This window comes from Pseudomonas sp. QC2 (assembly GCF_002859085.1).
Taxonomy (GTDB): Bacteria; Pseudomonadota; Gammaproteobacteria; order Pseudomonadales; family Pseudomonadaceae; genus Aquipseudomonas; species Aquipseudomonas petroselini.
In genome coordinates, this window is sequence record NZ_PKKS01000018.1 from 339,636 (window position 1) to 357,519 (window position 17,884).

The 17,884-nt window shown below is 60.9% G+C and carries 20 protein-coding genes; 12 read left to right on the forward strand and 8 right to left on the reverse strand.

Translation table 11 applies throughout. The features are described 5' to 3' along the window. The first annotated feature begins 45 nt into the window (after positions 1-45). Together dgoD and QCBJ_RS17490 are read left to right on the forward strand one after the other, a co-directional pair. A complete protein-coding gene (gene dgoD / locus QCBJ_RS17485; RefSeq protein WP_012721479.1) occupies positions 46-1,194 on the forward strand; it encodes a galactonate dehydratase in 1,149 nt (382 codons plus the stop codon). A 115-nt stretch (positions 1,195-1,309) separates the two neighbouring features. Next, positions 1,310-2,620: an MFS transporter gene (locus QCBJ_RS17490; RefSeq protein WP_012721480.1), complete on the forward strand. Its 1,311-nt coding sequence runs from the start codon at positions 1,310-1,312 to the stop codon at positions 2,618-2,620. A 182-nt stretch (positions 2,621-2,802) separates the two neighbouring features. On the opposite strand, the gene QCBJ_RS17495 is transcribed toward QCBJ_RS17490, so the two are convergent. The 3 genes from QCBJ_RS17495 to trpB all read right to left on the reverse strand — a co-directional run bounded on the left by QCBJ_RS17495 (position 2,803) and on the right by trpB (position 5,415). Further along, positions 2,803-3,243: an anti-virulence regulator CigR family protein gene (locus tag QCBJ_RS17495; RefSeq protein ID WP_012721481.1), complete on the reverse strand. Its 441-nt coding sequence runs from the start codon at positions 3,241-3,243 to the stop codon at positions 2,803-2,805. 136 nt (positions 3,244-3,379) lie between these two features. Next, entirely contained in the window at positions 3,380-4,189 is an 810-nt protein-coding gene (trpA, locus tag QCBJ_RS17500) for a tryptophan synthase subunit alpha (protein WP_012721482.1), read from the reverse strand. Next, entirely contained in the window at positions 4,189-5,415 is a 1,227-nt protein-coding gene (gene trpB / locus QCBJ_RS17505) for a tryptophan synthase subunit beta (RefSeq protein WP_012721483.1), read from the reverse strand. Before trpB ends, trpA begins: the two co-directional genes overlap by 1 nt. 110 nt (positions 5,416-5,525) lie before the next feature. Between trpB and QCBJ_RS17510 the strand changes: the two genes are divergently transcribed. Then, on the forward strand, positions 5,526-6,422 hold the full coding sequence (locus QCBJ_RS17510) for a LysR family transcriptional regulator (RefSeq protein WP_102061251.1): 897 nt from the start codon (positions 5,526-5,528) through the stop codon (positions 6,420-6,422). An 11-nt stretch (positions 6,423-6,433) separates the two neighbouring features. Here QCBJ_RS17510 and QCBJ_RS17515 read toward each other — a convergent pair whose 3' ends face one another. Continuing rightward, entirely contained in the window at positions 6,434-6,760 is a 327-nt protein-coding gene (locus QCBJ_RS17515) for a YqjD family protein (RefSeq protein ID WP_003170746.1), read from the reverse strand. A 154-nt stretch (positions 6,761-6,914) separates the two neighbouring features. Here QCBJ_RS17515 and QCBJ_RS17520 point away from each other — a divergent pair, with 154 nt between their 5' ends. Further along, on the forward strand, positions 6,915-7,130 hold the full coding sequence (locus QCBJ_RS17520; protein ID WP_012721485.1) for a dodecin: 216 nt from the start codon (positions 6,915-6,917) through the stop codon (positions 7,128-7,130). A 115-nt stretch (positions 7,131-7,245) separates the two neighbouring features. Continuing rightward, positions 7,246-7,473, forward strand: coding sequence for a DUF1161 domain-containing protein (locus QCBJ_RS17525; RefSeq protein WP_012721486.1), 228 nt, complete (start codon positions 7,246-7,248; stop codon positions 7,471-7,473). Between the two features lie 150 nt (positions 7,474-7,623). On the opposite strand, the gene QCBJ_RS17535 is transcribed toward QCBJ_RS17525, so the two are convergent. Then, a complete protein-coding gene (locus QCBJ_RS17535; protein ID WP_012721487.1) occupies positions 7,624-8,625 on the reverse strand; it encodes an LLM class flavin-dependent oxidoreductase in 1,002 nt (333 codons plus the stop codon). A 218-nt stretch (positions 8,626-8,843) separates the two neighbouring features. On the opposite strand from QCBJ_RS17535, the gene QCBJ_RS17540 reads away from it, so the two are divergent. Together QCBJ_RS17540 and QCBJ_RS17545 are read left to right on the forward strand one after the other, a co-directional pair. After that, positions 8,844-9,275, forward strand: a complete 432-nt coding sequence (locus QCBJ_RS17540) for an OsmC family protein (RefSeq protein ID WP_012721488.1) — start codon at positions 8,844-8,846, stop codon at positions 9,273-9,275. Between the two features lie 207 nt (positions 9,276-9,482). Further along, positions 9,483-9,722 (forward strand): DUF1161 domain-containing protein, encoded by a 240-nt coding sequence (locus QCBJ_RS17545; protein WP_010207769.1) that lies wholly within the window; start codon positions 9,483-9,485, stop codon positions 9,720-9,722. On the opposite strand, the gene QCBJ_RS17550 is transcribed toward QCBJ_RS17545, so the two are convergent. Further along, positions 9,723-10,145 carry a lipoprotein gene (locus tag QCBJ_RS17550; RefSeq protein WP_046035872.1) on the reverse strand — a complete coding sequence of 141 codons (423 nt, stop codon included), beginning with the start codon at positions 10,143-10,145 and terminating at the stop codon, positions 9,723-9,725. A gap of 142 nt (positions 10,146-10,287) precedes the next feature. On the opposite strand from QCBJ_RS17550, the gene QCBJ_RS17555 reads away from it, so the two are divergent. Continuing rightward, positions 10,288-11,331 carry an aminopeptidase gene (locus tag QCBJ_RS17555; protein ID WP_046035873.1) on the forward strand — a complete coding sequence of 348 codons (1,044 nt, stop codon included), beginning with the start codon at positions 10,288-10,290 and terminating at the stop codon, positions 11,329-11,331. Positions 11,332-11,416: 85 nt separating this feature from the next. On the opposite strand, the gene QCBJ_RS17560 is transcribed toward QCBJ_RS17555, so the two are convergent. Both QCBJ_RS17560 and QCBJ_RS17565 read right to left on the reverse strand, forming a co-directional pair. Next, on the reverse strand, positions 11,417-12,076 hold the full coding sequence (locus QCBJ_RS17560; RefSeq protein ID WP_046035874.1) for an HAD family hydrolase: 660 nt from the start codon (positions 12,074-12,076) through the stop codon (positions 11,417-11,419). Then, positions 12,073-12,615 carry a gamma carbonic anhydrase family protein gene (locus QCBJ_RS17565; protein WP_064053154.1) on the reverse strand — a complete coding sequence of 181 codons (543 nt, stop codon included), beginning with the start codon at positions 12,613-12,615 and terminating at the stop codon, positions 12,073-12,075. The genes QCBJ_RS17560 and QCBJ_RS17565 overlap by 4 nt, the downstream gene beginning before the upstream one ends. A 54-nt stretch (positions 12,616-12,669) precedes the next feature. Between QCBJ_RS17565 and prlC the strand changes: the two genes are divergently transcribed. The 4 genes from prlC to QCBJ_RS17585 all read left to right on the forward strand — a co-directional run bounded on the left by prlC (position 12,670) and on the right by QCBJ_RS17585 (position 17,884). Beyond that, positions 12,670-14,769: an oligopeptidase A gene (gene prlC, locus QCBJ_RS17570; RefSeq protein ID WP_177410668.1), complete on the forward strand. Its 2,100-nt coding sequence runs from the start codon at positions 12,670-12,672 to the stop codon at positions 14,767-14,769. Continuing rightward, positions 14,766-15,041, forward strand: a complete 276-nt coding sequence (locus QCBJ_RS17575; protein WP_010207776.1) for a YheV family putative zinc ribbon protein — start codon at positions 14,766-14,768, stop codon at positions 15,039-15,041. Before prlC ends, QCBJ_RS17575 begins: the two co-directional genes overlap by 4 nt. A 303-nt stretch (positions 15,042-15,344) precedes the next feature. Next, positions 15,345-16,097 (forward strand): gluconate 2-dehydrogenase subunit 3 family protein, encoded by a 753-nt coding sequence (locus QCBJ_RS17580; protein WP_012721496.1) that lies wholly within the window; start codon positions 15,345-15,347, stop codon positions 16,095-16,097. A gap of 2 nt (positions 16,098-16,099) precedes the next feature. Continuing rightward, a complete protein-coding gene (locus QCBJ_RS17585) occupies positions 16,100-17,884 on the forward strand; it encodes a GMC family oxidoreductase (protein WP_012721497.1) in 1,785 nt (594 codons plus the stop codon).

The window sequence follows — 17,884 nt, forward strand, 5'->3', positions numbered from 1 at the left end:
CAAGTTCCGCGCCCACAGGCGCCGCATCTATAAGAGAGATAACAGATGAAAATCACCAAACTGACGACCTTCATCGTCCCGCCGCGCTGGTGCTTCCTCAAGGTCGAGACCGACCAGGGCGTGACCGGCTGGGGTGAGCCCGTGGTCGAGGGCCGCGCCCACACCGTGGCAGCTGCCGTCGAAGAGCTGTCCGACTACCTGATCGGCAAAGACCCCCGCAATATCGAAGACATCTGGACCGTACTCTATCGTGGCGGCTTCTACCGGGGCGGTGCCGTGCACATGAGCGCCCTCGCCGGTATCGACCAGGCGCTGTGGGACATCAAGGGCAAGGCCCTCGGCGTTTCCGTCAGCGACCTGCTCGGTGGCCAGGTGCGCGACAAGATTCGCGTGTACTCGTGGATCGGCGGCGACCGCCCGGCCGACACCGCCCGCGCCGCCCAAGAGGCCGTGGCCCGTGGCTTCACGGCGGTAAAAATGAACGGCACCGAAGAACTGCAGTTCGTCGACAGCTTTGAAAAAGTCGACCTGGCCCTGGCCAACGTGGCCGCCGTGCGTGATGCCGTCGGCCCCAACGTCGGTATCGGCGTCGACTTCCATGGCCGGGTGCACAAACCCATGGCCAAGGTGCTGATGAAGGAGCTGGACCCGTACAAGCTGATGTTTATCGAAGAGCCGGTGCTCAGCGAAAACTACGAAGCGTTGAAAGAACTGGCACCGCTGACCAGCACGCCGATTGCCCTGGGCGAACGCCTGTTTTCGCGCTGGGACTTCAAGCGCGTGCTCAGTGAAGGTTACGTCGACATCATTCAGCCGGATGCGTCCCACGCCGGTGGCATCACCGAAACCCGCAAGATCGCCAACATGGCCGAAGCCTACGACGTGGCCCTGGCCCTCCACTGCCCGCTGGGCCCGATTGCCTTGGCAGCCTGCCTGCAACTGGACGCGGTCTGCTACAACGCGTTTATCCAGGAGCAAAGCCTGGGCATTCACTACAACGAGAGCAATGACCTGCTCGACTATGTGAAAGATCCGCGAGTCTTCGACTACGACAAAGGCTTCGTGAAGATCCCTAACGGGCCGGGCTTGGGCATTGAGATCAACGAGGAATACGTGATCGAACGCGCGGCCATCGGCCACCGCTGGCGCAACCCGATCTGGCGCCACGCCGACGGCAGCTTCGCCGAGTGGTGATTTTCCTCTGAACAAACGCGGTTAGAGAATGTGGGAGGGGGCAAGCCCCCTCCCACATTTACCTCGTTTCTTCAGTCAGATCTGTCCTCAATAAACATAAGAAGAGGCATCCCCCATGCACCCTGAGTCCTTCACCGGGCAGGCTTCTCTCGTCACGCCTACCAGAAAGCGTTTTTTCATCATGGTGCTGCTGTTTATCACCGTGGTGATCAACTACCTCGACCGCAGCAACCTGTCGATCGCAGCGCCCGCGCTGACCAGTGAACTGGGCATCGACCCGGTGCACGTCGGGCTGATTTTCTCCGCGTTCGGCTGGACCTACGCCGCCATGCAAATCCCCGGCGGCTGGCTGGTGGACCGCGTGCCGCCGCGCATTCTCTACACCGCTGCACTGCTGTTGTGGTCCATTGCCACCGTGATGCTTGGCTTCGCTGCCAGCTTTATCGCGCTGTTCGTGCTGCGTATGGCGGTGGGGGCGTTGGAAGCCCCGGCTTACCCGATCAACAGCCGCGTGGTCACCACGTGGTTTCCCGAGCGCGAGCGCGCCACGGCGATTGGCGTGTACACGTCCGGGCAGTTTGTCGGGCTGGCGTTTCTCACGCCGGTATTGGCTTGGCTGCAGCACGCATTTGGCTGGCACATGGTGTTTGTCGCCACGGGCGGCGTGGGCATCTTGTGGGCGGTGATCTGGTACGCGGTGTATCGCGAGCCCAAGGATTTCAAAGGCGCCAACGCCGCGGAGATCGAGCTGATCCGTGAAGGGGGCGGGCTGGTGGATATGCAGGCGAAAACGGTCAAGGCGCCGTTCAGCTGGGTCGACCTGGGCATCGTGTTGAGCAAGCGCAAACTCTGGGGCATCTACCTGGGTCAGTTCTGCCTGAACTCCACGCTCTGGTTCTTCCTGACCTGGTTCCCGACCTACCTGGTGAAATATCGCGGCATGGACTTCATCAAGTCCGGCCTGCTGGCGTCGTTGCCGTTTCTCGCGGCGTTTGTCGGCGTGCTGTGTTCCGGGGTGTTTTCCGACTGGCTGATTCGTCGCGGCGCGTCGGTGGGGTTTGCGCGCAAGTTGCCGATCATTGGTGGGTTGCTGATTTCCACGGCGATCATCGGCGCCAACTACGTGGACTCGACGGCGTGGGTGATTGCGTTCCTGGCGGTGGCGTTCTTCGGCAATGGCCTGGCCTCGATTACCTGGTCGCTGGTGTCGACACTGGCCCCCGCACGCTTGCTGGGATTGACCGGTGGCGTGTTCAACTTTATCGGCAACTTGGCGGCGATTACCACGCCGATTGTGATTGGCTTCCTGGCCAGTGGCGATTCGTTTGCGCCGGCGATCACTTATATCGCGGTGCTAGCGTTGCTGGGCGCGCTTTCCTATGTGTTGCTGGTCGGTAAGGTGGAGCGAATCGAGCTCAATGAATAACCCACGGTCAGGCGCTTGTCGTGGTGAGCGGGCTTGCCCCGCGTTGGGCTGCGCAGCAGCCCCATTGAGGCCGCTGCGTTTGGTCAGGTGTTACGCGCTGACCGTTCTGGGGGCGCTTTGCACCCCAACGCGGGGCAAGCCCGCTCACCACAGAAGCTAAGTCGCCACCCTATCGTCCGGGCTTAGTTGAGGACGCCGTCGAGAATCTCGTAGACGATGCCGGTGCCCACCGCGATCAACACCACGTCCGGCCCGGAACGGCGCCATTCATAACCTGGATACACCGGGAGGCGCGCCAGTGCACGGTTGTCCAGGCGCTCGCCGTAATAACCACGAGGCAACGGCTGGCCACGCACCAGGCGTACATTCGGCGGCGGCGGCGCGCCACGGGAGAACTGGCCGTGGTTGTCGTGGATGATCTGCCGAACCGGGCCAAAGTCCTGGGGTGGGCCGCCGCGACGGTTATCCGGCGGGCCGCGATGGTCGTCGCCACGTTGTTCGTGCTGGCCTTGCGGGCCGCCACGGTCTGGGCCGCCTTGGTCATAAGGCGCGGCCTGCACCAGGGCGCTGGCGCCAAGCACCAGCACGCCAAGGCCCGCAATCACGGATTTGGGCATTTTCATCGGGTATTCCTCAGGGCACACCTACAAAAAAGGGATCTCGAACACGGTTCGAAATCCCTTGGTCTTGCTGTTTAGGCCGTGCCCGAGCGGGTTGATTCCTCTGTATCAGGAACTTTACCTACTGGTTACGGAGCCTTTACTTACGAGCGTTACGAACGCCTTCCGACAGCGCCGCACACAGGCTCAACACGCCGTCGATGGCTTGCTGGTCGTTGCTGGCGTTGGCGATGTGATCGATCAGCGCTGAACCCACCACCACTCCGTCGGCCAGGCGGGCGATGGCCGCCGCTTGTTCCGGCGTACGGATACCGAAGCCGATGCTGATCGGCAGGTCGGTATGACGACGCAGACGGGTCACGGCTTCCTCGACGTGTTCCAGGGTCGCGGCGCCGGCACCGGTCACGCCGGCCACCGACACGTAGTACACAAAGCCGGAGCTGCCGTTCAGGACTGTCGGCAAGCGCACATCGTCAGTGGTCGGCGTGGTCAGGCGGATAAAGTCGATGCCGGCGGCCTGGGCCGGGTCGCACAGCTCGCCGTTATGCTCTGGTGGCATGTCGACCACGATCAGGCCGTCGACCCCGGCTTCCTTGGCGTCAGCGATGAACTTAGGCACACCGTATTTATGGATCGGGTTGAAGTAGCCCATCAACACCAGTGGCGTGTCGTTGTTGTCCTTGCGGAACTCGCGAACCATCTGCAGGGTTTTCACCAGGTTCTGCTTGGCTTCCAGCGCGCGGATGTTGGCCAGCTGGATTGCCGGGCCGTCGGCCATTGGGTCGGTGAACGGCATGCCCAGTTCGATCACATCGGCGCCGGCGGCCGGCAAACCTTTGAGGATCGCCAGGGAGGTGTCATAGCCAGGATCGCCAGCAGTGACGAAGGTCACCAGGGCGGCGCGATTCTGTTCTTTCAGCTGCGCAAAGCGGGTTTGCAGGCGGCTCATCAGTGTTTCTCCTGCTTAGCGGTTTCCATATGGTGCATCACCGTCTGCATGTCTTTGTCGCCACGGCCCGAGAGGTTGACCACCATCAGGTGATCCTTCGGCAAGGTCGGTGCACGCTTGAACACTTCGGCCAGGGCGTGGGCGCTTTCCAGTGCAGGAATGATCCCTTCCAGGCGGCAGCATTTGTGGAACGCGTCCAGGGCTTCGTCGTCGGTCACCGAGGTGTACTGGACGCGGCCGATGTCATGCAACCAGGCGTGTTCAGGGCCGATGCCGGGGTAGTCCAGGCCTGCGGAAATAGAGTGGGCGTCGATGATCTGGCCGTCGTCGTCCTGCAACAGGAAGGTGCGGTTGCCGTGCAGCACGCCCGGTACGCCGCCGTTGAGGCTGGCGGCGTGCTTGCCGGTCTCGATGCCGTAGCCGGCCGCTTCAACGCCGATGATCTCGACGCTGGTGTCATCCAGGAACGGGTGGAACAGGCCCATGGCGTTGGAACCGCCGCCGATGCACGCCACCAGGCTGTCCGGCAGGCGGCCTTCCTGGGCTTGCAACTGGTCGCGGGTTTCCTTGCCGATTACGGCCTGGAAGTCACGCACCATGGCAGGGTACGGGTGCGGGCCGGCCACGGTGCCGATCAGGTAGAACGTGTCGTCGACGTTGGTCACCCAGTCACGCAGGGCTTCGTTCATCGCATCTTTGAGGGTACCGGTGCCGGCCACCACCGGGATCACTTCGGCGCCCAACAGCTTCATGCGGAACACGTTGGCTTGCTGGCGCTCGATGTCGGTGGTGCCCATGTAGATCACGCATTGCAGGCCAAAGCGCGCAGCCACGGTGGCAGTGGCCACGCCGTGCATGCCGGCGCCGGTCTCGGCGATGATGCGTTTTTTGCCCATGCGCCGTGCCAAAAGGATCTGGCCGATGCAGTTGTTGATCTTGTGCGCGCCGGTGTGGTTCAGCTCTTCGCGCTTGAGGTAGATCTTGGCGCCGCCGCAGAACTCGGTCAGTCGCTCGGCGAAATACAGCGGGCTTGGACGGCCGACGTAGTCGCGCTGAAAGTAGGCCAATTCTTCTTTGAATGCCGGATCGTCCTTGGCCGCTTCGTATTCGCGGGCCAGGTCGAGGATCAACGGCATCAGGGTTTCAGCGACGTAACGGCCGCCGAACGCGCCAAACAGGCCGTTGGCGTCTGGGCCGTTGCGTAGATCGGTCTGGGACTGAGTCATGGGAGGCTCCAGGTAAGCATTCGTGTGAAAAGCAATGACGGCCACTCTACCCCTGACGTTCCACGCTGAAAACCGATAAGATCGCCGCAACCTGTCAGGAAAACTCACAAATGAGCCGAGACCTTCCGCCCCTTAACGCCTTGCGTGCCTTTGAAGCGACAGCGCGGCTCAATAGCGTCAGCCAGGCCGCCGAGCAATTGCACGTGACCCATGGCGCCGTCAGCCGCCAGTTGAAGGTGTTGGAAGAGCACTTGGGTATCAGCCTGTTCGTCAAGGATGGGCGTGGCCTTAAACTCACAGATTCCGGCGTGCGTTTGCGTGATGCCAGCGCCGAGGCGTTCGACCGGCTGCGGGATGTGTGCGCCGAGCTCACCCAAAGCAGCGCCGATGCACCGTTCGTGCTGGGTTGCTCGGGTAGCTTGCTGGCACGCTGGTTGATCCCGCGCCTGGGGCGCTTGAACGCCGACCTGCCGGATTTGCGCCTGCACCTCTCGGCGGGTGACGGTGACCTCGACCCCAGGCGGCCGGGTCTGGATGCCTTGCTGGTATTCGCCGAGCCGCCGTGGCCCGCGGATATGCAGGTGTACGAACTGGCCAGCGAGCGCATCGGGCCTGTGATGAGCCCACGGTATGCCGGCTACGAGCACTTGCGCCAGGCTCCCGCCCAGGCCTTTTGTGATGAAGCGTTATTGCACACCACCTCCCGCCCGCAAGCCTGGCCCAGTTGGGCGCAGCAACACGGCATCGCGCCCGGCGCGCTGAAGCATGGCCAGGGGTTCGAGCATTTGTATTATTTGCTGGAGGCGGCGGTGGCGGGATTGGGGGTGGCGATTGCACCCGAGCCATTGGTGGCAGAGGACCTGCGAGCAGGTCGCCTGGTGGCGCCGTGGGGGTTCAGTGAAACCCCGGCGCACTTGGCGTTGTGGCTACCCAAGCGCGCCGCAGACGGGCGCGCTGGGCAACTGGCGCAGTGGCTCAAGGCTGAGCTGTTGCGCGAGCCGGTTTAGCCGGGAAACAATCAGTCACCACGTTTGCACAGCAGATAAGCAGCCAGCAGACCCAGTGCACCGACAGCGACGCCGGCTGTGGTCCATGGGTGCTCTTGTGCGTAATCCCGGGTGGCAACACCGGTTTCGCGGATTTTGACTTTGCTTTCTTCGTAGGCATCGCTGATCAGGTGACGGGAGTGCTTGAGGGCATTCTCGGCGTTGCTTTTCAGGGCCTTCAACGTTTTGCGCGACTCATCGGACGCATCGTCCTTGAGGCTCTCCAGAGACTTGAGCAGGCTCGAAATCTCGGCTTCCATGCTTTCCAGCGATGCTTTGCGTAAAGAAGTGTTAGCCATTTGGACTCTCCTGAAGTGATTGAGTGGCGTGTGTAGATACCGACTGCGGCCGTTTCAGAAAGTGCAGTAAATCTGAACTTTCAGGTAGGAACCGTCGCCTGAAGCAGTACGAACATTGACTGCTACGCTCACTAGAGACCTCAGGAGAAACGCCATGTCTGATCATCACACGTACAAGAAAGTCGAACTGGTGGGTTCATCGACGACCAGCATCGAGGACGCCATCAACAACGCAATCGCCGAAGCCAACAAGAGCATCAAGCACTTGGAGTGGTTTGAGGTGGCTGAAACCCGTGGCCACATCAAAGACGGCAAGGTCGCGCACTATCAGGTCACCCTCAAGGTGGGATTCCGAATTGCCAGTAGTTGATCGCATCGGTTGAACTTGCCGACTGGCCGATTGCCATAACCTGCGCTACAACCAATGGGTGCCGATGCCACGAGCGTCGGCACGCTCTTTTTGATCAGCGCAAGGAAAGTAACGGATGAAGAAGTTCCTGTTAGCGGTAGGTTTGTTGAGCATTGCCGGCACAGCCCTGGCGGCGGGCAAGCCTTGTGAAGAGCTGAAAAGCGAGATTGCAGCGAAAATCGACGCCAAGGGCGCTTCGGGTTATTCGCTGGAAGTGGTGGACAAAGGCGCTGCAGCCGATGGCTACACCGTAGTCGGCAGCTGCGAAGCCGGCACCAAGGAAATCGCCTACAAGCGCGGTTAACCTCGTGCTCCAGACATAAAACCGACGTACTTGTGGCGAGGGAGCTTGCTCCCGCTGGAGTGCGCAGCGCTCCGGTTTTTGGAGCCGCTACGCAGCCCAGCGGGGGCAAGCTCCCTCGCCACAAGTGCGTCGGTTTTTTTCGCGTGGGATTTAGCCCTTCATTACTTGCGCGAGCAGCTCGTAGGAATGAATCCGGTCAGCATGTTCGTACAGGTCGCTGGTAAAAATCAGCTCGTCGGCGCCGGTTTGCTCGATCAACACTTCCAGTTTGGCGCGGATCTTCGCTGGGCCACCGACCATCGCCAGGCCGAGGAAGCTGCCGACCGCCTCTTTTTCATGGGGTAACCACAGGCCATCCATGCTGTCGACTGGAGGGCGCTGCACCAGGCTCTGCCCGCGCATCAGCGCGAGAATGCGTTGGTACACGGAGGTCGCCAAGTAGTCCGCCTGTTCATCGGTGTCCGCCGCAACCAACGGAATGCCGAGCATCACGTAGGGCTTGTCCAGCACGGCCGAAGGCTTGAAGTGGTTGCGGTACACGCGGATCGCTTCATGCATCAGGCGCGGTGCGAAATGCGAGGCGAAGGCGTAAGGCAAACCGCGCTCACCGGCGAGCTGCGCACTGAATAGGCTGGAGCCCAGCAGCCACACCGGTACATTGGTACCGGTGCCCGGTACGGCGATCACCCGTTGGTCAGGCGTACGTGGGCCGAGGTAGGCCATCAATTCGGCTACATCGTCCGGAAAGTCATCGGCGCTGCCGGAGCGTTCACGGCGCAGGGCGCGGGCGGTCATCTGGTCGGAGCCGGGCGCGCGGCCCAGGCCCAGGTCGATACGGCCGGGGTAGAGACTTTCCAGGGTACCGAACTGTTCGGCAATCACCAGAGGCGCGTGGTTGGGCAGCATCACTCCGCCGGAACCGACGCGAATGGTCGAAGTGCCACCGGCCAGGTAACCCAGCAACACCGAGGTGGCCGAGCTGGCGATGCCGTCCATGTTGTGGTGTTCAGCCACCCAGAAACGGTTGTAGCCGAACTTTTCCACGTGCTGGGCCAGGTCCAGTGAATTGCGCAGCGACTGCGCCGGACTGCCGTTGGCCCGCACGGGCACCAGGTCGAGGGTCGAGAACTTTACGTCGGACAACGATTTCATAAGCCTGCTTCTCCAATGGGGGCGCAGGCTTCTTAGACGAACCAAAACCTGCCGCTTCATGTGCATGTTCTATGCAATGAGGGCATATACCCGAGATTCAATAGCGAGCGTAGAAATTTCCTACTAAATCGCTAGGTTTCTCCGACAAGATGAACTTTGCCGGGCCGTCTATCCTCAGAACCCTTACTGAAGCAAAACCACCGTTCGAGGAGACCGCTATGAGTATCGTTAAAAAAGCATCCGCGCATTGGGAAGGTGACCTGAAGACTGGCCTGGGTTCCATTTCCACGGAAACCGGCGTGCTGCGTGAAGCGCCCTACGGCTTCAAGGCCCGTTTCGAGGGCGGCAAGGGCACCAACCCGGAAGAATTGATCGGCGCAGCCCATGCCGGCTGTTTCTCCATGGCGTTTTCCATGATTCTTGGCGATGCCGGGCTCAAGGCTGACAGCATCGACACCCAGGCTGAAGTGACCCTGGACCAGGTTGAAGGTGGTTTTGCGATCACCGCCGTGCATTTGATCCTTAAGGCCAAGATTCCCGGCGCGAGCCAGGCGCAGTTCGATGAACTGAGCAAGAAGGCCAAGGAAGGGTGCCCGGTGTCGAAAGTGCTGAACGCGAAAATCAGCCTGGATGCCACCTTGGTTGGCTAACGCAGCAGGTCCAATGTGGGAGGGGGCTTGCCCCCGATAGCGGTGAAGCAGTCAACATCTCTGTTGCTGATCGACCGCCGTCGGGGGCAAGCCCCCTCCCACATTTAGTTCTGCGTTGGATCAGAACTCGTGTTTTGTAAGTGTGGTCCTATTACCATGCAGCCTTAGCCGCACACTCGTGCGCAATGCATTCAGGGAGCTTCAAACATGAAACGTTTTGCCTTGGCAATCATCTGCGGTGTATTGGCCACCTCGGCTGTGGCCGCACCCAAAGACTGCGAAGAGCTCAGGAAAGAGATCGAGGTCAAGATCCAGGCTAACGCGGTTCCGTCCTACACCCTGGAGATCGTCAGCAAGGAAGAAGCCGACAAGCACGACAGCGCCATGGTTGTCGGCAGCTGTGAGAACGGCACCAAGGCCATCGTCTACCAGAAGAACAACGACTGATCAGAGGCAGTTGACGCTGCGTTCTTCCGCGAGCAACTGACGCGCCGAGTCATACAACCGGATATTGGGTGTGAAGGCTAGCGAGCGCCCTTCCAGCACATAGCGCTGGCCGGCCTGGAAGTGATCGTATTCCAGCGTCATGAAGCAGGTGCGGTACATCATCTGGCTCAGCCCACCCAAACCGCCGCCCGCGGGGACTTCAAAGTCGAAACGCACCATCAGTTCATGATGGCCGGGCGGGAACTGGAAGAAACGCCCGTCATCCAGGTTCTTGCCGTCCAGACGCTGTGCCATCACCAGCTTGGACCCCGGCGTAGGCGTGGTGAAATCGACCCAGGCTTGCTGCGGGTCCACCGGCGGTACGGGCGTGGTGGTGCAGGCACTGAGGAACAGGGCGGCGACGGGAAACAAGAGCTGACGCATGGCAGGCACTCGACGGAAAGAGAGAATTGAGCCCGGCGCCGACGGCAGCAGACTCCCTATGAGTATAAACACGTCATGCGATGGAAAAATTCCGTGCGGGCGCGATAGTCTGGCGAGCAAATTACCCAGGAGCGGTCGGGGCATGGTCAGGCGTTTTCTTCCAGGGTTGATGGTTGTGCTGCTCAGCGGCTGCTCCAGTGTCAGTTATTACGGCCAGTTGGCCAGTGGTCAGTGGCAATTGCTACGCGCCCGGGAGCCGGTGGCGCAGGTGATTGCCGACCCTTCTCGCCCAGCGTTATTGCGCGAGCATCTGGCGCAATCGCAAAAGGCGCGCACGTTCGCCAGTGAACACCTGCACCTGCCCGACAACCAGAGTTACAGGTTGTATGCCGACATCGGCCGGCCCTATGTGGTCTGGAACGTCTTTGCCACGCAGGAGTTTTCCCTGTCACCCGAAACCCATTGCTTCCCCATCGCCGGCTGTGTGGCCTATCGCGGTTACTACAACCAGGGCGCGGCGCGTGGCGAAGCCGCGTTGTTGAAGCAGCAGGGCATGGATGTGTCGATCGGTGGCGTCGAGGCCTATTCCACCTTGGGCTGGTTCAACGACCCGATCATGAATTCAATGATGAACTGGGGTGATGAGCGCCTGGCCACGCTGATCTTCCACGAGCTGGCGCACCAGCGTTTCTATGTGAAGGACGACACCGAGTTCAACGAGTCGTTTGCCAATTTTGTCGAGCAGGAGGGTACGCGCCAGTGGCGTGCTGCACGCGGTTTGGCAGCGGATAGCTTATCGACGTCGAAGCAGCGTGATCAATTTATCCAGTTAGTCCTCGATACCCGTCAACGCTTGGAAAAGCTCTACGCCCAACCGTTGGCGGCTGACGCGATGCGTCAGGCCAAGGCGGATCAGTTCGAGCGTTTGCGCGCCGAATATCGGCACATGCGCGATCACCAGTGGGGCGGGGATAAGCGTTATGACGCTTGGTTCAACCAGCCCATGAACAATGCGCGGCTGTTGCCGTTTGGGCTGTATGACCAGTGGGTGCCGGCGTTTGCGGCGTTGTTTGCGCGGGAAGGTGGGGATTGGGTGAGGTTTTATGCGGCGGTGGAGAGGCTGGGTGGGTTGCCGGTGGGGCAGCGCAAGGCGGCGTTGAGGCAGTTGGAAGGGGGTGGCCTCTAGGGCCTCATCGGGGGCAAGCCCCCTCCCACATTTGAACGGCGTATACAGATCAACTGTGCGAGGGGGCTTGCCCCCGATGGCAGTCTCAGGACCGCTGCAAAAACGCCTGATGCATCTGTGCCAGCGTCTCGAAATGCCAAGTCGGCGCCTCGGCATTCAACTCTTCAAAACTGCCAAACCCATACCCCACCGCCGCCGAATCCAGCCCATTGCTGCGCGCACCGATCAGGTCATGCTTGCGGTCACCAATCATCAGGGTGGTGCTCGGGTCCAGGCCTTCTTCGCTGATCAAATGCGCGATCAGCTCGACCTTATTGGTACGCGTGCCGTCCAATTCGCTGCCGTAGATCACCTTGAAGTGCTTGGCGAAATCGAAATGCCGGGCGATCTCGCGGGCAAATATCCACGGCTTGGACGTCGCCACATAGAGCTGGCGGCCCTGGCTGCCCAGGTCTTCCAACAGCGGCATCACGCCGTCGAATACCCGGTTTTCATACAGGCCGGTGACCTTGAAGCGCTCGCGATAGAAATTCACCGCTTCCCAGGCCTTGGCCTCGTCGAAGTCGTAGAACTGCATGAAGGCTTGCAGCAACGGCGGGCCGATGAAGTGTTCCAGTTTACTCAGGTCCGGCTCGTCGATACCCAGCTTGCCGAGGGCGTACTGGATCGAGCGGGTGATGCCCTCGCGCGGGTCGGTGAGGGTGCCGTCCAGGTCGAACAGCACGGTTTGGTAAGGCAGGCTCATCGGTCGAATCCTTCAGCCAGGTGCAAGTCTTTGAGCTTCACGTAGTTCGCGGCGCTGTAGGTGAAAAAGGCGCGTTCCTTGTCAGTCAGTGGGCGGACCTGTTTAACCGGGCTGCCGACATACAAAAAACCGCTTTCGAGTTGCTTGCCCGGCGGCACCAGGCTGCCGGCGCCGATGATCACGTCGTCCTCAACCACGGCGCCGTCCATCACGATGCTGCCCATGCCGATCAGGATGCGGCTGCCCACGGTGCAGCCATGCAGCATGACTTTGTGGGCGATGGTCACGTCGTCGCCGATCAACAGCGGGAAACCGTCCGGGTTGAAGGGGCCTGCATGGGTGATGTGCAGCACGCAGCCGTCCTGCACGCTGGTGCGCGCACCGATGCGGATGCGGTGCATGTCGCCACGGATCACGGTCAGTGGCCAGACCGAGCTGTCGGCGCCGATTTCGACATCGCCGATCACCACCGCCGAAATATCGACAAAAGCCCCGGCGCCCAGGGCCGGCGTGTGGTTCTGATAGGTGCGAAGGGTCACGATAGCCTCTCTCTCTTCTGCTGATAGCTGCGGTGGACGTTGATTGTAATTAAGATGGCCCCATCTTTGTTCTTACCTGTTTCTTCAGCCAAGGTGCCAACCGTGAGCGCGAACAACCCTCTTCTGCAGTCCTACGACCTGCCGCCGTTCTCGGCGATCCGTGCCGAGCACGTCCAGCCGGCCATCGAACAGATCCTCGCCGACAACCGCGTTGCCATCGAAGGCATCCTGCAAAGCCAGGGTAAAAACCCGACGTGGGCCGGCCTGGTCCTGGCCATGGATGAACTGAACGACCGCCTGGGCGCCGCCTGGAGCCCGGTCAGCCACCTTAATGCCGTGTGCAACAGTGCCGAACTGCGCGAAGCCTATGAAGGCTGCCTGCCGGCGTTGAGCGCCTACTCCACCGAGATGGGCCAGAACCGTGCGCTGTTCCAGGCCTTTGAAGCCCTGGCCAACAGCCCGGAAGCCGCCGGTTTCGACGTGGCGCAAAAAACCATCCTGGAATATTCTCTGCGCGACTTCCGCTTGTCGGGTATCGATTTGCCGCCCGAGCAGCAAAAACGCTACGCCGAAGTGCAAAGCAAACTGTCCGAGCTGGGCAGTAAGTTTTCCAACCAGTTGCTGGACGCCACCCAGGCCTGGACCAAACACGTGACCGATGAGGCCACCCTCGCCGGCCTGACCGATTCGGCCAAGGCGCAGATGGCTGCCGCTGCCCAGGCCAAAGGCCTCGACGGCTGGCTGATCACCCTGGAGTTCCCGAGCTACTACGCGGTGATGACCTACGCCCAGGACCGCGCCCTGCGTGAAGAAGTCTACGCGGCCTACTGCACCCGTGCGTCGGACCAAGGCCCGAATGCCGGTCAGCATGATAACGGCCCGGTGATGGAACAGATCCTCGACCTGCGTCAGGAGCTGGCTCAGTTGCTGGGTTACGCGTCGTTCTCGGAACTGAGCCTGGCCACCAAGATGGCCGAGTCCAGCGACCAGGTGCTGAGTTTCCTGCGTGACCTGGCCAGGCGCAGCAAGCCGTTTGCCGCCCAGGACTTGCAACAGCTCAAGGCTTACGCCGCCGAACAAGGCTGCGCCGACCTGCAAAGCTGGGACAGTGGTTTCTACGGCGAAAAACTCCGTGAACAACGTTACAGCGTGTCCCAGGAAGCCCTGCGCGCTTACTTCCCGATCGACAAAGTGCTCGGCGGCCTGTTTGCCATCGTGCAGCGCCTGTACGGCATTGAGATCGCCGAGCAGAAAGGCTTCGACACCTGGCACCCGGATGTCCGCCTGTTTGAAATCAAGGAAAACGGCCAGCACGTCGGCCGCTTTTTCTTCGACCTGTACGCCCGCGCCAACAAGCGCGGCGGTGCCTGGATGGACGGCGCCCGCGACCGTCGCCGCACGATTGACGGCGTGCTGCAAAGCCCGGTGGCCAACCTGGTGTGCAACTTCACCCCGGCCGACAGCGGCAAGCCTGCCCTGCTGACTCACGATGAAGTCACCACGCTGTTCCACGAGTTCGGCCACGGCCTGCATCACCTGTTGACCCGTGTTGAACACGCTGGCGTGTCCGGCATCAACGGTGTGGCCTGGGATGCGGTGGAGTTGCCGAGCCAGTTCATGGAGAACTGGTGCTGGGAGCCGGAGGGCCTGGCGCTGATCTCCGGTCACTATGAAACCGGTGAGCCACTGCCCCAGGACCTGCTGGAAAAAATGCTCGCAGCCAAGAACTTCCAGTCCGGCCTGATGATGGTGCGCCAGCTGGAATTCTCGCTGTTCGACTTCGAACTGCATGCCACCCACGGTGATGGCCGCAGCGTGGCGCAAGTGCTCGAAGGCGTGCGCGATGAGGTGTCGGTGATGCGTCCGCCGGCGTACAACCGCTTCCCCAACAGCTTTGCGCACATCTTCGCCGGGGGTTACGCCGCGGGTTACTACAGCTACAAGTGGGCCGAAGTGCTGTCGGCGGATGCCTTCTCCAAGTTCGAGGAAGACGGCGTGCTCAATGCCGAGACCGGCCGTGCGTTCCGCGAAGCCATCCTGGCACGTGGCGGTTCCCAGGCACCGATGGTGCTGTTCGTCGACTTCCGCGGACGGGCGCCGTCGATTGACGCACTCTTGCGCCACAGCGGCCTGAGTGAGGACGCGGCAGCATGAGCGAAGGGCCTGTGATTACCAAAAAGCAATTTATCGCCGGGGCGGTCTGCCCGGCGTGCAGTGAGCCGGACAAGCTGAAGATGTGGACTGAGGACAACGTACCGCATCGCGAGTGTGTGGCCTGCGGCTATACCGACACCCTCAATGACCAGGGGCTGTCGGTGCCCAAGGAGTTGGGGACGCGGGTGAATACCTCGGCGTTGAAAGCGCCTGCGGACCCTAAGGTGCAGGCGGTGCAGTTCTTTCCTAATCCGAAGTTGAAAAAAGACTAGTCGCCTTACGCAGACCCAATGTGGGAGGGGGCTTGCCCCCGATAGCGGTGTATCAGCCAGCCTATTTGGCATTGATAGACCACCATCGGGAGCAAGCCCCCTCCCACTTTTTTGCCCGCGCTTATTCGACTTAGGTCGCTGAATCGATTCTCTTCATGCTTAGCCTGCTATCATTTGTAACTATTGATTGCCGCTACGCTCTATCTCTTTGGATCAGTTGGATCCAATTCGCCGCATACACCCGTTCAAGCCGCTCACTAGAAGCTGGCTGTTCAACCCGTGACCACATGATGAGGTGCCACCATGTCTGATCAAGATCAAGACAACCCCCGGCGTGACTTTTTGCGCAAATCCTTGACCTTGATCCCGGTGGTCACGGTTGCCAGCACCGGCCTTGGCGGTTCGATGCTGATGGCGACGCCTGAACCCGTCCAGGCTGCGCCTGCCAAGCCTGTGGCTGACGAAAAAGCCTACGAGCCGACTTACTTCACGGCCGAGGAATGGGCGTTTATCAACGCCGCCGTCGAGCGTTTGATCCCCGCTGACGCCCAAGGCCCGGGTGCCCTGGAAGCCGGTGCGCCGGAATACATCGACCGCCAGATGAATACGCCGTATGCCAGCGGAGCCCTGTGGTTCATGCAAGGCCCTTTCAACGCCGATGCGCCGCCGGAAATGGGTTGGCAGAGCAAATTGGTCCCCAAGGAGATCTACCGCTTGGGTATTGCCGCGACGGATGCCTGGTCGAAGGCGTTCAACGGTAAGGTTTTTGCTGCGCAAGACAGCGCTACCCGAGACGATATGTTGCGCCGCCTGGAGGCTGGCGGAGGCGAAGTTGCTGCGCATTTCGAGGCGGTGCCGCCGAAGATATTCTTCAATCTGTTGCTGCAAAACACCAAGGAAGGGTTCTTCTGCGACCCGATTCACGGCGGCAACAAAGGCATGGTCGGCTGGACCATGATCGGCTTCCCCGGCGCCCGCGCCGATTTCATGGACTGGGTGGAACGCAACGAGCAGTACCCCTTCCCGGCCGTTTCAATCCGTGGCGAGAGGGCATAAGCGTGGCGACCATCATGAAGAAAGTGGATGCAGTGATCGTAGGCTTCGGCTGGACCGGCGCGATCATGGCCAAGGAACTGACGGAAGCAGGTCTCAACGTGGTCGCGCTGGAGCGCGGCCCGATGCAGGACACTTACCCGGACGGCAACTATCCCCAGGTCATCGACGAATTGACCTACAGCGTGCGTAAGAAACTCTTCCAGGATATCTCCAAAGAGACGGTGACCATTCGCCACAGCGTGAATGACGTTGCCCTGCCTAACCGTCAGTTAGGTGCGTTTTTGCCGGGCAATGGCGTGGGGGGCGCGGGCCTGCACTGGTCGGGCGTGCATTTCCGGGTCGACCCGATCGAGCTGCGTATGCGCAGCCATTACGAAGAGCGCTACGGCAAGCAGTTCATTCCCAAGGACATGACCATCCAGGACTTCGGCGTCAGCTATGAAGAGCTGGAGCCGTTTTTCGACTACGCGGAAAAAGTCTTCGGCACCTCCGGCCAAGCCTGGACCGTGAAAGGTCAGCGAGTAGGCGAAGGCCGTGGCGGCAACCCGTATGCACCGGATCGCTCCAACCCGTTCCCACTGGAAGCGCAGAAGAACACCGTCTCCGCACAGCTGTTTCAGAAAGCGGCTGCCAGCGTGGGTTACAAACCCTACAACCTGCCGTCAGCCAATACATCGGGGCCTTACACCAACCCCTACGGCGCGCAGATGGGCCCGTGCAACTTCTGTGGCTTCTGCAGTGGCTACGTGTGCTACATGTATTCCAAGGCTTCGCCGAACGTGAACATCCTGCCGGCGCTGCGCCAGGTGCCGAACTTTGAGCTGCGGCCCAATTCCCACGTGCTCAAGGTCAACCTCGACAGCACCAAGAGCAAGGCCACCGGCGTGACGTATATCGACGCCCAGGGCCGCGAATGCGAGCAGCCGGCCGATCTGGTGATTCTCGGTGCCTTCCAGTTTCACAACGTGCGCTTGATGCTGTTGTCGGGCATCGGCAAGCCCTACGACCCGATTACCAACGAGGGCGTGGTGGGCAGGAACTTTGCCTACCAGAACATGGCGACCATCAAGGCGTTCTTCGACAAGGACACCCACACCAACAACTTCATCGGTGCGGGCGGTAATGGCGTGGCCATCGATGACTTCAACGCCGATAACTTCGACCACGGGCCTCACGGCTTCGTGGGCGGTTCGCCGATGTGGGTCAACCAGGCCGGCAGCCGGCCGATTGCCGGCACCTCCAACCCGCCGGGTACCCCGGCCTGGGGCAGCGCGTGGAAGCGCGCCACCGCCGATTACTACACCCACCAAGTGTCGATGGATGCCCATGGCGCCCATCAATCCTACCGAGGCAACTACTTGGATCTGGACCCGGTTTACCGCGATGCCTACGGCCTGCCGCTGCTGCGGATGACGTTCGATTGGCAGGAAAACGACATCAAGATGAACCGCTTCATGGTCGAGAAAATGGGCAAGGTCGCCGAGGCGATGAACCCCAAGGCGATTGCCGTGCTTGGCAAAAAGGTCGGTGAACACTTCAACACGGCGTCCTACCAGACCACCCACCTCAATGGCGGTGCGATCATGGGCACCGACCCGAAAACCAGTGCGTTGAACCGTTACCTGCAGTGCTGGGATGTACACAACGTGTTTGTCCCAGGCGCCTCCGCGTTCCCACAAGGCTTGGGCTACAACCCTACCGGCCTGGTGGCGGCGCTGACCTATTGGTCGGCCCGGGCGATCCGCGAGCAGTACCTGAAAAACCCCGGTCCACTGGTTCAGGCATAA

Coding starts and splice junctions, on each gene's coding strand:
- QCBJ_RS17560 (WP_046035874.1), bottom strand. CDS start 12,076: ATGAGCCTGCCTTACCAAACCGTGCTGTTCGACCTGGACGGCACCCTC.
- trpA (WP_012721482.1), bottom strand. CDS start 4,189: ATGAGCCGCCTGCAAACCCGCTTTGCGCAGCTGAAAGAACAGAATCGC.
- QCBJ_RS17520 (WP_012721485.1), top strand. CDS start 6,915: ATGTCTGATCATCACACGTACAAGAAAGTCGAACTGGTGGGTTCATCG.
- QCBJ_RS17515 (WP_003170746.1), bottom strand. CDS start 6,760: ATGGCTAACACTTCTTTACGCAAAGCATCGCTGGAAAGCATGGAAGCC.
- prlC (WP_177410668.1), top strand. CDS start 12,670: ATGGCCCCATCTTTGTTCTTACCTGTTTCTTCAGCCAAGGTGCCAACC.
- QCBJ_RS17535 (WP_012721487.1), bottom strand. CDS start 8,625: ATGAAATCGTTGTCCGACGTAAAGTTCTCGACCCTCGACCTGGTGCCC.
- QCBJ_RS17495 (WP_012721481.1), bottom strand. CDS start 3,243: ATGAAAATGCCCAAATCCGTGATTGCGGGCCTTGGCGTGCTGGTGCTT.
- QCBJ_RS17555 (WP_046035873.1), top strand. CDS start 10,288: ATGGTCAGGCGTTTTCTTCCAGGGTTGATGGTTGTGCTGCTCAGCGGC.
- QCBJ_RS17525 (WP_012721486.1), top strand. CDS start 7,246: ATGAAGAAGTTCCTGTTAGCGGTAGGTTTGTTGAGCATTGCCGGCACA.
- QCBJ_RS17490 (WP_012721480.1), top strand. CDS start 1,310: ATGCACCCTGAGTCCTTCACCGGGCAGGCTTCTCTCGTCACGCCTACC.
- QCBJ_RS17550 (WP_046035872.1), bottom strand. CDS start 10,145: ATGCGTCAGCTCTTGTTTCCCGTCGCCGCCCTGTTCCTCAGTGCCTGC.
- trpB (WP_012721483.1), bottom strand. CDS start 5,415: ATGACTCAGTCCCAGACCGATCTACGCAACGGCCCAGACGCCAACGGC.
- QCBJ_RS17540 (WP_012721488.1), top strand. CDS start 8,844: ATGAGTATCGTTAAAAAAGCATCCGCGCATTGGGAAGGTGACCTGAAG.
- QCBJ_RS17545 (WP_010207769.1), top strand. CDS start 9,483: ATGAAACGTTTTGCCTTGGCAATCATCTGCGGTGTATTGGCCACCTCG.
- QCBJ_RS17575 (WP_010207776.1), top strand. CDS start 14,766: ATGAGCGAAGGGCCTGTGATTACCAAAAAGCAATTTATCGCCGGGGCG.
- QCBJ_RS17580 (WP_012721496.1), top strand. CDS start 15,345: ATGTCTGATCAAGATCAAGACAACCCCCGGCGTGACTTTTTGCGCAAA.
- QCBJ_RS17510 (WP_102061251.1), top strand. CDS start 5,526: ATGAGCCGAGACCTTCCGCCCCTTAACGCCTTGCGTGCCTTTGAAGCG.
- dgoD (WP_012721479.1), top strand. CDS start 46: ATGAAAATCACCAAACTGACGACCTTCATCGTCCCGCCGCGCTGGTGC.